Source organism: Kitasatospora sp. SUK 42 (assembly GCF_015776785.2).
Taxonomy (GTDB): domain Bacteria; phylum Actinomycetota; class Actinomycetes; order Streptomycetales; family Streptomycetaceae; genus Kitasatospora.
Genome location: NZ_LFMD02000003.1, coordinates 209,210 through 221,834, shown reverse-complemented (window position 1 = coordinate 221,834; position 12,625 = coordinate 209,210). Strand labels below are relative to the sequence as shown.

At 75.3% G+C, this 12,625-nt stretch carries 11 protein-coding genes; 7 read left to right on the top strand and 4 right to left on the bottom strand.

What is annotated here, in order from left to right:
* The first annotated feature begins 42 nt into the window (after positions 1–42).
* From RZ50_RS10605 to RZ50_RS10585, 5 genes are all read left to right on the top strand, one after another.
* Positions 43–1,092: a GNAT family N-acetyltransferase gene (locus tag RZ50_RS10605; RefSeq protein WP_196952702.1), complete on the top strand. Its 1,050-nt coding sequence runs from the start codon at positions 43–45 to the stop codon at positions 1,090–1,092.
* Positions 1,093–1,107: 15 nt separating this feature from the next.
* Positions 1,108–1,677 carry an adenylyl-sulfate kinase gene (gene cysC, locus RZ50_RS10600; RefSeq protein ID WP_217680480.1) on the top strand — a complete coding sequence of 190 codons (570 nt, stop codon included), beginning with the start codon at positions 1,108–1,110 and terminating at the stop codon, positions 1,675–1,677.
* 212 nt (positions 1,678–1,889) lie between these two features.
* Positions 1,890–2,624 carry a hypothetical protein gene (locus RZ50_RS10595; RefSeq protein WP_196951905.1) on the top strand — a complete coding sequence of 245 codons (735 nt, stop codon included), beginning with the start codon at positions 1,890–1,892 and terminating at the stop codon, positions 2,622–2,624.
* 1 nt (position 2,625) lies between these two features.
* The gene (locus RZ50_RS10590) at positions 2,626–4,314 is read left to right on the top strand and encodes a DNA polymerase Y family protein (RefSeq protein ID WP_196951904.1); all 1,689 of its coding nucleotides are present in this window, start codon (positions 2,626–2,628) and stop codon (positions 4,312–4,314) included.
* Positions 4,315–4,395: 81 nt separating this feature from the next.
* Positions 4,396–7,635 carry an error-prone DNA polymerase gene (locus RZ50_RS10585; RefSeq protein WP_196951903.1) on the top strand — a complete coding sequence of 1,080 codons (3,240 nt, stop codon included), beginning with the start codon at positions 4,396–4,398 and terminating at the stop codon, positions 7,633–7,635.
* Positions 7,636–7,661: 26 nt separating this feature from the next.
* Here the strand turns inward: RZ50_RS10585 and RZ50_RS10580 are convergent, their stop codons facing one another.
* Positions 7,662–8,477, bottom strand: coding sequence for a TIGR03084 family metal-binding protein (locus tag RZ50_RS10580; protein WP_196951902.1), 816 nt, complete (start codon positions 8,475–8,477; stop codon positions 7,662–7,664).
* 159 nt (positions 8,478–8,636) lie between these two features.
* On the opposite strand from RZ50_RS10580, the gene RZ50_RS10575 reads away from it, so the two are divergent.
* Positions 8,637–9,443 (top strand): LuxR C-terminal-related transcriptional regulator, encoded by an 807-nt coding sequence (locus RZ50_RS10575; RefSeq protein ID WP_196951901.1) that lies wholly within the window; start codon positions 8,637–8,639, stop codon positions 9,441–9,443.
* 22 nt (positions 9,444–9,465) lie between these two features.
* Here the strand turns inward: RZ50_RS10575 and RZ50_RS10570 are convergent, their stop codons facing one another.
* The 3 genes from RZ50_RS10570 to RZ50_RS10560 are packed head-to-tail and all read right to left on the bottom strand — an operon-like array spanning position 9,466 to position 12,256.
* Positions 9,466–11,004: an AMP-binding protein gene (locus RZ50_RS10570; RefSeq protein WP_196951900.1), complete on the bottom strand. Its 1,539-nt coding sequence runs from the start codon at positions 11,002–11,004 to the stop codon at positions 9,466–9,468.
* A gap of 51 nt (positions 11,005–11,055) precedes the next feature.
* Positions 11,056–11,463, bottom strand: coding sequence for a MerR family transcriptional regulator (locus RZ50_RS10565; protein ID WP_196951899.1), 408 nt, complete (start codon positions 11,461–11,463; stop codon positions 11,056–11,058).
* Positions 11,464–11,491: 28 nt separating this feature from the next.
* A complete protein-coding gene (locus tag RZ50_RS10560) occupies positions 11,492–12,256 on the bottom strand; it encodes an SDR family NAD(P)-dependent oxidoreductase (protein WP_196951898.1) in 765 nt (254 codons plus the stop codon).
* 84 nt (positions 12,257–12,340) lie between these two features.
* Here RZ50_RS10560 and RZ50_RS10555 point away from each other — a divergent pair, with 84 nt between their 5' ends.
* Entirely contained in the window at positions 12,341–12,562 is a 222-nt protein-coding gene (locus RZ50_RS10555; protein WP_196951897.1) for a hypothetical protein, read from the top strand.
* The last annotated feature ends 63 nt before the right edge of the window (positions 12,563–12,625 follow it).

The following is a 12,625-nucleotide window of genomic DNA, read 5'->3' as shown; positions in this document are numbered from 1 at the left end:
CGCGTGTTCCGTCCCGCGCGTACCGACCCGAAAGGGAGCCCGATGCAGATCGTCGAGATCGACGACCACCTGACCGACGCGAACTGGCGCGAACTCTGGGAGTCGGACCCGGTACAGCACCCCTCCTACCTGGACCTGGAACTGGAGGCCGCCGCCGCCCACTTCCAACCGCTGTACTACCTGCCGCCCGACCTCCAGTACCACCACGATCCGGACTCGTTCCGCGGCTTCGAGCCGCACCGCCTGCTGGCGGGGGACGAGGAGGGCCCGGTCATGGGCCTGACCGTCACGGTCGACCGGTTCGCCGCCCACACCAGGCTGTCGGCGTTCGGCCGGCCGCTCTGCGTGGTGCAGAACCGCCACGCCCGCCCGGCACGGCTGAAGTCCGCGGCGCGCATGCTCCACCGGGAGCTGGAGTCGCTGCGCACCGGGAACGGCGCCGAGGCGTACCACGTGCGCGACTTCATGGTGGACGGGGAGGTGTCGCCCTTCGGCGAGTTGGTGCTGCGCGGAGGCGCGGTCTCGCGGCCGTTCTTCACCCAGGTGATCAACCTCTCCAGCCCCCTCGACGAGACGTTCCAGGCGTTCCGGGCCAACCTGCGGACGGTCATCCGCAAGCCGCGCCCGGGGCTGGTCGTCGAACGGATCTCCGGGCCCGACGCCGACGAGGAGCACCGGGACGTGCTGCGCGACCTCCACGTGCTGATGCGCGGACGGTCGGTCCGGCCACAGGCCTACTGGGACGCCGCACTCGCCTGTGTCCGGGCGGACCAGGGCTTCTTCCTCCTCGGCAAGGAGGACGGGGACTACGTCGCCGGCGCCTACTTCCCGTGCTCGGACGCGTACTGCTACTACGCCGCGGCGGCCCACGACCCGCAGCGGAAGGCCGCGGGGATCAGCCACCGGATGCTGTGGGAGGCGATCCAGTACGCGGAGAGCAGGGGGTGCACGTCCTTCGAGGTGGGGGACCGGGTCTACCCGGCGGAGCACTCCTGGGTCGACGGGAAACTGCACACGATCAGCCACTTCAAGTCCGGCTTCGGCGGTTCGTCCCGTGTGCGGCTGGACCTCCTCGTGCCGGGCAGGGGCTGACTTTCAAGGAAGGGAATGGCGGAGATGGAGAGTTCGATCTGCACCTGCTGGCCCGGCTCCACCGTGTGGCTGACCGGATTGCCGAGCTCGGGCAAGACGACCATCGCCCGTGCGGTGGCCGAGCGGCTGCGCGGCCTCGCACGCCGGGTGGAAGTGCTGGACGGGGACGAGATCCGCGCCGTCCTGCTCCCCGGGACCGGTTTCGGCAGGGAGGACCGGGACGCCCGTGTGCGGCGGATCGGCTTGATGGCCGAGGTGCTGGCACGCAACGGGGTGACGGTACTGGTCCCGGTGATCGCCCCGTTCGCGGACTCGCGCGCCGCGGTGCGCGAGCGGCACGCGGCGGCCGGCACCGAGTTCCTGGAGGTGCACGTGGCCACGCCGGTGGAGCTGTGCGCCGAGCGGGACGTCAAGGGCCTGTACGCGAAGCAGGCGGCCGGCGAGATCTCCGGCCTGACCGGCGTGGACGATCCGTACGAGGCCCCGGCCGCCCCGGAACTGCGCCTCCAGACGCACACGATGACGGTCGACCAGTGCGTGGACGCCTTGGTCGCGCTCCTCGCCGAACGGGGACTGGCGGCATGACGGCTCCGGCCGTGCCCGCTGTCGGCGGGCACGCGCTGTCGCACCCGTGCTTCTGACCCGCGACCACCGCCACGACCACCACCACGACCGCCACCACCCGCGAAGCCGCCCGTGGAGCGCACACCTCCCCGAGGCGGGCGCTACGGAGCGTGACGAATGAGGTGGGAGTGGCGGACTTGAATCTTTGCGAACGAATGTTCGATCCTGGGGGTGTGTCCGCTTTCGAATCTATTTTCGAATTTGCCACCGAGCAGCCCGCCCGCCCCGCGCTGCGGCCGGTGGCGTCGATCGCCGCGCCCGAGGACGGGCGGACGGCGGTGCGCGGCCTGCTGCCGGTGGCCCCCGCACTGCGGGAGGTGCTGCCGGACGGCGGGCTGCGGCGGGGCACGACGGTGTCGGTGGCGAACGAGGACGCCGGGCTGCTGCTGGCGCTGGCCGCCGGGGTGCGGGAGACCGGGGGCGGCTGGGCGGCGGCCGTCGGGCTGCCGGACCTCGGACTGGCCGCCGCCGAGGGGTACGGGCTGGACCTGCGGCGCCTGCTGGTCGCGGACGACCCGGGCCCCCACTGGCCCGAGGTGGTGTCGGTGCTGGCCGGCGCGGTGGAGCTGATCATGCTGCGCCCGGACGGCCCGGTGCCGCCGAAGCTGGCCGCCCGGCTGGGCGCGGTGCTGCGGCGCAGCGGCTGCGTCCTGCTGGTGGCCGGGCCGTGGCCGGGCGCGGCGCTGCGGCTGGGGGTGCGGTCCGGGCGCTGGTTCGGGCTGGGCGACGGCTACGGGCAGCTCGCCGGACGGCAGGTGGAGGTGGTGGCCGAGGGCCGGGGCTCGGCGGTGCGCGGCCGGACGGCCCGGCTCTGGCTGCCGGACGAGCACGGTGCGGTGCGCCCGCTCCGGGAGCGGCCGCAGGCCGTGCCGGAGCCGGCGGCACCCCGTGTGGCGGCGGTGGTCTGAGATGGCGGAGGACCGAACCCCCCGGGTGCTGGTCGTCTGGTGCCCGGACTGGCCGGTGGCGGCCGTCACCGGCGACGACCCGGTGGCGGTGACCGAGGGCGGGCGGATCCTCGCCTGCTCGGCGGGCGCCAGGGCGGCCGGGGTGCGGCAGGGGCAGCGGCTCAAGCTGGCCCAGCGGCTCTGCCCGGAGCTGGAGCTGCGCGACCGCGACCCGGAGGCGGAGACCCGCCGCTTCGAGCCGGTGGTCGCGGCGGTGGAGGCGTTCACGCCCCGGGTGGAGGTGATCCGCCCGGGCCTGTGCGCCATCCCGGTGAAGGGCCCGGGCCGCTACTTCGGCGGCGAGGAGGCGCTGGCGGCCCTGGTCGGCGTGGCGGTGGCGGAGGCGCTCGGCCGGCCGGCCGTCCCGGACGCCGTCCCCGGCGCGGTGACCGCCCGCACCCCGGAAGCCCCCCAGCCTCCCGAGGCCCCTCAGCCCGCCGAAGGCCCCCAGCCCCCCGAAGGCCCCCAGCCCCCCGAGGCCCCTCAGTCTCCCGGGGCTCCGCAGCCCCCCGAAGTCCCCCACGCCCAGGTCGGCGTCGCCGACGGCCTGTTCGCCGCCGTGCTCGCCGCCCGCGCCGGGGTGCTGGTGCCCGCCGGCCGTACGGCGGAGTTCCTCGCCCCGTACCCGGTGGCCGCGCTGGGCGACGAGGCGCTGGCCGAGCTGCTCGGCCGGCTCGGCCTGCCGACCGTCGGGGCCTTCGCCGCGCTGCCGCCGGAGTCGGTCGCGGACCGCTTCGGCCCGGCCGGGACGGCCGCCCACCGGCTGGCCCGGGGCCTGCAACCGCGCCCGCTGGTGCCGCGCGACCAGGAGCCGGACCTCGCCGTCGAGCAGCGCTTCGACCCGCCGGAGCCGCTGGCCGAGCCGCTGGTGTTCGTCGCCCGCACACTGGCCGAACGGCTGCACCGGCGGCTGGCCGGGGCCGGGCTGACCTGCCGCCGGGTGGCCGTCGAGGTGGCCTGCGCGGACGGCCGGACGGCCTCGCGGCTGTGGCGGCACGAGGGCCGGCTGTCGGCGACGGCGCTGGCCGAGCGGGTCCGCTGGCAGCTCCAGGCCTGGCAGGGCGCGGGCACCTTCGCCGGTGACCAGGAGGGCTTCACCCTGCTCCGGCTGGCCCCCGACGGCCTCTCCCCGGACCAGGGCCGCCAGCTCGCCCTGTGGGGCCAGGCCGTCGCGGACGACCGGGTGGAGCGCGCGGTGGCCCGGGTGCAGGCGGTGCTCGGGCACGCCGGGCTGCGCCGGATCGAGCCGGCCGGCGGGCGCGGTCCCGGAGAGCAGGCGGTCAGGGTGCCGTGGGGCGAGCCGTACGAGGCGGCGGTCCCGGCCGACGCGCCCTGGCCGGGACGGCTGGCGGACCTCTGGCCCGCCAGGGTGCTGCGCGACCCGGCGCCGGTGCGGGTGCTGGACGAGGCCGGGCTGCCGGTCACGGTGGACGGCCGGGCGGGGGTGTCGGCCCGGCCGGCCCTGGTCGTGGCCCGGGGCCGGGAGGAGCGGGTGGAGGGCTGGACCGGGCCCTGGCCTGCGGTCGAGTACTGGTGGGACCAGTCGCTCGCCCGCCGCCGGGCGCGGTTCCAGGTCGTGGTGGGCGGCGGCCGGGCGCTGCTGCTCACCGTGGAAGGGGGTGCGTGGTTCCTGGAGGCCGGCTACGACTGACGGCCGCCCGGCCGCTACCCGAGGGGGGAGCAGGACGCGCACGAGCACAGGACGTGCGCGGGAACGACGAAGGCGACCCCGATGGGCTTCACCAGCCACCCCACCCTCCCCTGGAGCGAGCTGCACCGCCGGCTGACCGGCGCCGCGCCGGACCGCACGGTCGTCCCGCTGCGCCGCCCCGCCGAGGAACCCCCCGCCGTCAGGACCGGGGCCGGGACCGGGACCGGGACCGGGTCGGGGAGCCCCGAGCCCTGGGCCGAACTGCACGTCCACTCCGCCTTCAGCTTCCTGGACGGCGCCAGCGAACCCGAGGACCTGGTCGCCGAGGCGGCCCGGCTGGGCGTGGAGACCCTTGCGATCACCGACCACGACGGCCTGTACGGCGCCGTCCGGCTCGCCGAGGCGGCCCGGGGGACGGGCGTGGCCACCGTGTTCGGTGCAGAGCTGACGATCCGTCACGAACGCTCCGTCGAGCACCTGTTGGTCCTGGCCCGTGACCCGGCCGGCTACCGCCGCCTCTCCGCGGCGATCGCCGCCGCCCAACTGGCCGGAGGGGCGAAGGGGCGCCCCGCCTACGACCTCGCCACACTGGCCGAGGCGCACGGCGGCCACTGGGCGGTGCTCACCGGCTGCCGTCTCGGGAGGGTCCCGGCGGGCCTCCAGGACGGCAGCGCCGAGCGCCGACTGCGCACCCTCACCGAGGCGTTCGGCCGCGAGAACGTCCACGTCGAGCTGATCGACCAGTGGCTGCCCGGCGACGACCGGCGCAACGACGCCCTCGCCGCGCTCGCCGCCGGGGCGAAGCTCCCCGTCGTCGCCTCCACCAACGCCCACCACGCCGGCCCCGCCCAGGGCCGCCTCGCGCAGAGCCTCGCCGCGCTGCACGAGCGCCGCACCCTGCAGGAGGCCGTCGGCTGGACCAGGGCGGCCGGCACCGCGCACCTGCGCTCGGGCCGCGAGATGGCCGCCCGACTGGCCCGCTTCCCCGGTGTGCGGCGGGCCACCGCCGAACTCGGCCGGGCCTGCGCCTTCGACTTCGCCCGGCTGGACCCCGAACTGCCCGGCTACCCCGTCCCCGAGGGCGAGACCGAGATCAGCCACCTGCGCGCCCTGGTCGCGACCGGCGGCCCGGCCCGCTTCGGCCCCGGCAACGCCGCCGCCCGCCGCCAGCTCGCCAAGGAGCTGGACGTGATCGAGGACCTCGACCTGGCCGGCTACTTCCTGATCGTGCACGACATCGTGGACTTCTGCCGGAGCCAGGACATCTGGTGCCAGGGCCGCGGATCGGCCGCCAACTCGGCGGTCTGCTACGCCCTCGGGATCACCGCCGTCGACCCGGTCCACTACAGGCTGCTGTTCGAGCGCTTCCTCTCCACCGCCCGGGACGGGCCGCCGGACATCGACCTGGACATCGAGAACCGCCGCCGCGAGGAGGTCATCCAGTACGTCTACCGCCGCTACGGCCGCGAGCACGCCGCCCAGGTCGCCAACGTGATCACCTACCGGCCCCGGCTGGCGATCCGCGACGCCGCCCGGGTGCTCGGCTACCCGCAGGGGCAGGTGGACGCCTTCAGCCGGCAGACCGACTTCCGCTCCGCCCCCGGCGCGGACGCCGTCATCCCGGCCGACGTGCTCCAGCTCGCCACCCAACTGCACGGCCTCCCGCGCCACCTGGGCATCCACTCGGGCGGCATGGTGCTCACCAGGGAACCGATCGGAGAGATCTGCCCGACCGAGTGGGCCCGGATGCCCGGGCGCTCCGTGCTCCAGTGGGACAAGGAGTCCACGGCCGCTGCCGGGCTGGTGAAGATCGACCTGCTCGGCCTCGGCATGCTCGCCGCCCTGCACGACACCTGCGACCTGGTCGCCGAACACCACGGCCTGCGCTACGACCTGGCCACCATCCCGGACGACGACCCGGGGGTGTACACGATGCTGCGCCGCGCGGACACCGTGGGCGTGTTCCAGGTCGAGTCCCGGGCGCAGATGGCCACCCTGCCCCGGCTCAAGCCGGACCACTTCTACGACTTGGTGGTCGAGGTCGCGCTGATCCGCCCCGGCCCGATCCAGGGAGGCTCCGTCCACCCGTACCTGCGCCGCCGCGCCGGGGCGGAGCCGCCCGGCTGCCCGCACCCGCTGATGGAGAACGCCCTCGGCAAGACCCTCGGGGTGCCGCTGTTCCAGGAGCAGATGATGCAACTCGCCATCGACTGCGCAGGGTTCACCCCCGCCGAGGCCGATCAGCTGCGCCAGGCGATGGGCGCCAAGCGCTCGCACGAGCGGGTCGCCAGGCTGCGCGAGCGGCTGCTCACCGGAATGGCCGAGCGCGGCATCCCGCCCGAGGTCGCCGAGGACGTCTACGGCAAGATCGAGGCCTTCTCCAACTACGGCTTCCCGGAGAGCCACGCGATCAGCTTCGCCTACCTGGTGTACGCCAGCGCCTGGCTCAAGTACCACTTCCCGGCGGCCTTCACCTGCGCCCTGCTGGCCAACCAGCCGATGGGCTTCTACTCGCCGCTCAGCCTGGTCTCGGACGCCCGGCGGCACGGCGTCCGGGTGCGCGGGGTGGACGTCAACGCCAGCGGGCCGCGCCCCACCCTGGAGCCGTACCGGGGGCCGACCCCGGTGCCGCCGCTGACCGCGGGGCGCCCGCAACCGGCGGTCCGGCTGGGCCTGGAGACGGTGCGCGGCATCGGCACCCCGCAGGCCGAGGCGATCGCGGCCGGCCGCCCGTACGCCGACCTGGAGGACTTCGCCCGCCGCACCGGCCTGCCCGCGCCCGCCCTGGAGGCGCTGGCGACGGCCGGGGCCTTCGACTGCTTCGGGCTGACGAGACGTCAGGCGCTGTGGGCGGCCGGTGCGTTCGCCGGGGTGTCGGCCGGCCTGCTGCCCGGCACCACGCCCGGCACCGAGGCGCCGGAGCTGCCCGGGATGAGCCCGGTCGAGGAGACCATCGCCGACCTGTGGGCCACCGGCACCTCCGCCACCAGCCACCCGCTCCAGCACCTGCGCACCCGGCTGGAGCGCGGCGGCGCGCTCTCCGCCGCCCAGCTCCCGGACGTGCCGCCGGGGGCGGAGGTGGTGGTCGGCGGCCTGGTCACCCACCGGCAGCGGCCGCCGACGGCCGGCGGAGTGCTCTTCCTGAGCCTGGAGGACGAGACCGGCCTGATCAACGTGATCTGCAACCGCCCGGTCTGGGAGTCCCAGCGCCGCACCGCCCTGGACCGGGCCGGCCTGCTGGTGCACGGCCGCGTCGAGCGCGACCGCGGCGCCACCAACCTGATCGCCACCAGGCTCACCCCACTCCGGATCGGCCTCTGAACGGGGCGGGCCTCACCGGAGAGGTTCTAGAGGGCGGGCTGTCGCCCCTTGCCGGGGGCGCCGGCGAAGGCCTGGGCGATCGGCAGCCAGGCCGTGGCGACCGGGCCGGTGGCGGTGAGGGCGAGGTCGTCGCGGTGGCGGCGCTGGGTGACCAGCAGGCAGAAGTCCAGCGCCGGGCCGGTCACCAGGTCGGCCGCGCCGTCGGGGCCGAAGGTCCACGACCCGCCGTCGGGGGCGGTCAGTTCGAGCCGGACTGGGGCCTGTGGGGCGGGCCGCCCGTGCAGGGTGAAGGCGAAGCCCAGGGTGCGCAGCCCCAGGTGGGCGATGTGTCGCAGCCGGGCGGTGGGCTCCCGGACGGCGCCGAGGGCGTCGGCGACGTCCTGGCCGTGGGCCCAGGTCTCCATCAGCCGGGCGGTGGCCATCGAGGCGGGCTTCATCGGCGGGCCGAACCACGGGAGCTTCACGTCGGCCGGGACGGCGGCCAGTGCGGCCTGAACCTGTTCCCGGCCCGCTCGCCAGCGGTCGAGCAGGGCGGCGGGTTCGGCGGCCGCCCCCTCCCGCGCCCCCTGTTCGACCGGGTCCGCCCCGGCTGCGAGGAGCCCGCCGAAGCGTTCCCCGGTGGCCGCGGTGAAGCCCTCGGCGTCCCGCGCGGCCAGCGCAGTCCAGTCGTCGGTCCAGGCCAGGTGGGCGATCTGGTGCGCGACCGTCCAGCCCTCGGCGGGGGTCGGCCGGGCCCACTCCTCGGCCGGCAGCCCGGCGACCAGTGCGTCCAGTACGGCGCTCTCGGCCCGCAGATCGGCCAACAGGCCGTGCAGGACCTCGGCGGCGCTCGGATCGGTCATCGGCTTCCCCTTTCCGGCAGGGCGGTTGCTACCGGCCGGTAGCCCGCGGTCGCACCCTACGCCCGGCCCGGCCGCCGCGTCGGACACTTCCCGGCAACGAACCGGAACACGCACGTCAGGACTCTCGCCACCGGACGCGACCCGTGTGACAATCGCGCGATGACAAGCGCGGACGCCCTCCCACCTGCGCAACCCGTCGACGACGCTGCGCAACCCGACGACCCCGAACTCGCCGTGCGCGCCGCCGAGCTGGTCCGGGACGCCGTGCTCGGCGACCTCGCCCGCCGGGTGGTGGCCGAGTGCGGCGCCGACGTCGGCCTGGTCGGTGTGCCCGAGCCGCTGCCCGGGAGCCGTGTCGACGGCGAGGGCATGGTGCTGCGCCACTGGGCCGGCACCCGGGCGGACCTGCTGCACGACGTGGAGGTCCCGGCCGGCCTCGGCCTCGGCGGGCGGGCGCTCGCCGAACGCTCGCCCACCTGGGTGCCCGACTACCGCGCGGCCACGACCATTTCGCACCACTACGACGCGGCCGTGGCCGCCGAGGACCTGTACGCGATGCTCACCGTCCCCCTGCTGGACGGCGACACCGTGCACGGCGTGGTGTACGCCTCGGTGCGCGCCGTCGTCCCGTTCGGGGACGTTCGGATCTCCGCCGTCGGCAGGCTCGCCCAGGCCGCGACCCGGGCGCTCGCCGGGGCCGCCGCCTGGAGCCGGGAGACGTCCCGACCGGAGCGGGGCCGACCGGAGAAGCCCCGACCGGCCGCCCCGGTACCGCCGTTGACCCCGCGCGAGCACGAGGTGCTGCGCTGGGCGGCGACCGGCCGGACCAACCCGGAGATCGCCGCCCGGCTGGGCCTGACCAGCAACACCGTGACCGGCTACCTCAAGTCCGCGATGCACAAGCTCGGCGTCCGCAACCGGACCGAACTCGCCCTGGCGGCGCGGGAGTCGGGCCTCATCGGTTGAGCCCCGAGGTCAGTGGGGCAGGTCAGTTGACCTGGCGCTCCTGCTCGCTCCAGTACGGCCCGCGCAGCCGGAACTTCTGCAACTTGCCGGTGGCGGTGCGCGGCAGCGAGTCCCGGAACTCCACCGAGGTGGGCGACTTGTAGCCGGCCAGCCGCTGCTTGCAGTGCGCGATCAACTCGGCCTCGGTGACGGCCCCCTGGCCCTCCCGGAGCACCACCAGCGCCTTGACCGTCTCGCCCCACCGCTCGTGCGGCACGCCGATCACCGCCACCTCGGCCACCGCCGGGTGGCTGTACAGGCAGTCCTCCACCTCGATCGAGGAGACGTTCTCCCCGCCGCTGATGATGACGTCCTTCTTCCGGTCCGAGATGGTCAGTTGGCCCTCGTCGCCGAGGGTGCCGCCGTCGCCGGTGTGGAACCAGCCGTCCCGCAGCGCCTCGGCGGTGGCCTCGGGCTGTTGCCAGTAGCCGTCCAGCACGGTGTTGGAGCGCACCAGCACCTCCCCGGAGGGGTCCACCCGCAGCCGGGTGCCGAGCGCCGGGGCGCCGGCCTGCACCAGCTTCTCGGCCCGCTCGGCGGCGGGCAGCGCGTCCCACTCGGCCCGCGAGCGGTTGACCGTGACGATCGGGGCGGTCTCGGTCAGGCCGTAGAGCTGCATGAACTCCCAGCCCAGCCGCTCCTCGACCTGCTGCACCACCGAGGTCGGCGGCGGCGCGCCGGCCACGATCATCCGCACCCGGTCCCGGCCGGGCACCGGGCCGTCCCAGTCGGCGGCCGCGTCCAGCACCATCTGCACCACGGCGGGCGCGCCGGACAGGAAGGTCACCCCGTGCCGCTCGACCCGCCGCAGGATCTCCGCGCCGTCCACCTTCCGCAGCACGATGTGCCGGGCGCCGAGTCCGGTGAGCGAGAACGGCAGGCCCCAGCCGTTGGCGTGGAACATCGGCAGGGTGTGCAGGTAGACGTCCCGGTCGTTGGCGCCGTAGTGCAGGCCCATCAGCGTCGCGTTCAGCCAGATGTTGCGGTGGGTGAGCTGAACGCCCTTGGGGCGGGCGGTGGTTCCGCTGGTGTAGTTGACGGTGGCGGTGTCGTTCTCGGAGATCGCGTACTGCCGTGGGGAGTTGTCGAAGTCGTAGAGCAGGGCGTCGCTGTCCGCGCCGAGCACGAACTTGTGCTTGGCGGTCACCCCGTCCATCGCGTCGGCGACTTCGGGATCGACCAGCAGCACGGAGGCGCCGCTCTGCTCGACGATGTACGCGACCTCCTCGGCCTTCAGCCGGAAGTTCACCGGCACCAGCACCCGGCCGTACCCGCTCACCCCGAAGAAGGAGGTGAGCAGCCGCGCCGAGTTGTGCGAGACGATCGCGACCCGCTCGCCCGGCCCGACGCCGAGCCGGTCCAGCCCGGCCGCCTGGGCCCGGGCGAGCTCGGCGATCCGCCGGTAGCTCAGCTCGCCCCAGGATTCGGCCGGCTGCACCGGCTCGTCGACGATGCCGACCCGGTCGCCGTAGACCAGCTCGGCCCGGTCGAGGAAGTCCATCACGGAGAGTGGAATCTGCATGGCCCCACTGTCCTCTCCGGCCCGCCCCCTGCACACCCCCGAACGGGGGTGTCACCCGGCCTCGTGAAGCCCGGCCTCGTGAAGCCCGCTCCCGTGCACCCCGACCTCGTGAACCCCGGCCGCGACCAGCGCCGCGACCAGCCGGTCCCGGGCCTCGGTCTGGGCGGCGATCCGGCGCTCCAGCACCGCCAGCCGCTCCCGGGCGATCCCCAGCACCCGCTCGGACGGCCGGCGGGAGAGCACGTCGCCGTCCAGGCAGCCGAGCAGCGGCCGGATGTCCTCCAGGGTGAGCCCGGCCGACACCAGCGCACGGATGTTGCGCACCCGCACGACCGCCGACTCGCCGTACTCGCGGTAGCCGTTCGGCTCGCGCTCGGAGTCGATCAGCCCGGCCTGCTCGTAGTGCCGCAACGCCCGTGCGGTACTGCCCGCCCGCCGCGCCAGCTCGCCGATCCGCACCCGTACGGCCCCCGCCCTGTTCGGGGCGTCAGCCCACCAGCGCGCCCCCGTCGACCGACAACACTACGCCGGTCACGAACGAGGCCTGCGGCGAGGCGAGTCGGGTGATCGCCCACGCCACCTCCTCGGGCCGGCCGATCCGGCCCAGCGGGGTGTGCTCCAGCTGCCACTTGCGCGTCGCCGCCCGCTGCTCGGGCCCGTACCCGGAGTGCTCGGCGATCGGGGTGTCGATCGCCCCCGGCGCGACCGCCACCACCCGGATGCCGCGCGGCGCCAGCTCCACCGCCCAGCTGCGGGTGATCGTCTCCAGCGCGGCCTTGCTCGCCGCGTAGACCGAGTTGGACGGCCAGCCGCGCTGCCCGACGGCGGTGCTGACGTTGACCACCACCCCCCGGCTCTCGCCCAGCGCCGGCAGCGCGGCCTGCCCGAGCAGCACCGGCGCGACCAGGTTGGTGGCCAACAGCGCCTCGACGCCCGCCCGGTGGTAGCCGCCGAGGCCCTGTCCGCTCTGCACGATCCCGGCGTTGTTGACCAGCACGTCCAACCGCCCGTACCGCGCCAGCGCCGCACCGACGATCGTCTCCGGTGCGTCCGGCCCGGTCACGTCCGCGACCAGTGGCTCGATCAGCCCCGGGTGGGCGGTCGCCGTCTCCGCCAGCGGCTCCGGCCGCCGCCCGACCGCCAACACCCGCGCCCCCTCGGCCGCGAAGGCCCGCGCGGTCTCCCGCCCGATCCCCGTCCCGGCCCCGGTGACCACCACGACCCGACCCTCCACCGCGCTCACTTCGTCCATGCGCCAACCCTCCGACCCTGCCGCCAGCGTCAGGGTCAAGCCGGAGCGGCGGAGTTGTCGGTGCCGTCCGTCACCATGCGGCGTATGAGCACACCGGAAGCCGCACCGGAGCCCGAGTCCACCCCGTTGACCATCTGGGCCGCCGCCCATGACCTGCCGGTGGTGCGCCGCGGCGTGATCCTGCCGGACACCCGCGAGGCGGCCGCCCGCGCCTGGGCCGTAGAGCAGGAGCCCGCCCCTCCGCTTGCTGAGCCCGGCGCGAACAGCGGGCCCGAGGCCCTGCCGCCCGCCCCCTCCGGCTGCTAGGAAGGTCACAACGCACGGTTCAGCACGGGGAGCACAGCCATGAACGACCACCGGCCCGCCCGC

Coding starts and splice junctions, on each gene's coding strand:
- RZ50_RS10605 (WP_196952702.1), top strand. CDS start 43: ATGCAGATCGTCGAGATCGACGACCACCTGACCGACGCGAACTGGCGC.
- cysC (WP_217680480.1), top strand. CDS start 1,108: ATGGCGGAGATGGAGAGTTCGATCTGCACCTGCTGGCCCGGCTCCACC.
- RZ50_RS10590 (WP_196951904.1), top strand. CDS start 2,626: ATGGCGGAGGACCGAACCCCCCGGGTGCTGGTCGTCTGGTGCCCGGAC.
- RZ50_RS10585 (WP_196951903.1), top strand. CDS start 4,396: ATGGGCTTCACCAGCCACCCCACCCTCCCCTGGAGCGAGCTGCACCGC.
- RZ50_RS10580 (WP_196951902.1), bottom strand. CDS start 8,477: ATGACCGATCCGAGCGCCGCCGAGGTCCTGCACGGCCTGTTGGCCGAT.
- RZ50_RS10575 (WP_196951901.1), top strand. CDS start 8,637: ATGACAAGCGCGGACGCCCTCCCACCTGCGCAACCCGTCGACGACGCT.
- RZ50_RS10570 (WP_196951900.1), bottom strand. CDS start 11,004: ATGCAGATTCCACTCTCCGTGATGGACTTCCTCGACCGGGCCGAGCTG.
- RZ50_RS10560 (WP_196951898.1), bottom strand. CDS start 12,256: ATGGACGAAGTGAGCGCGGTGGAGGGTCGGGTCGTGGTGGTCACCGGG.
- RZ50_RS10555 (WP_196951897.1), top strand. CDS start 12,341: ATGAGCACACCGGAAGCCGCACCGGAGCCCGAGTCCACCCCGTTGACC.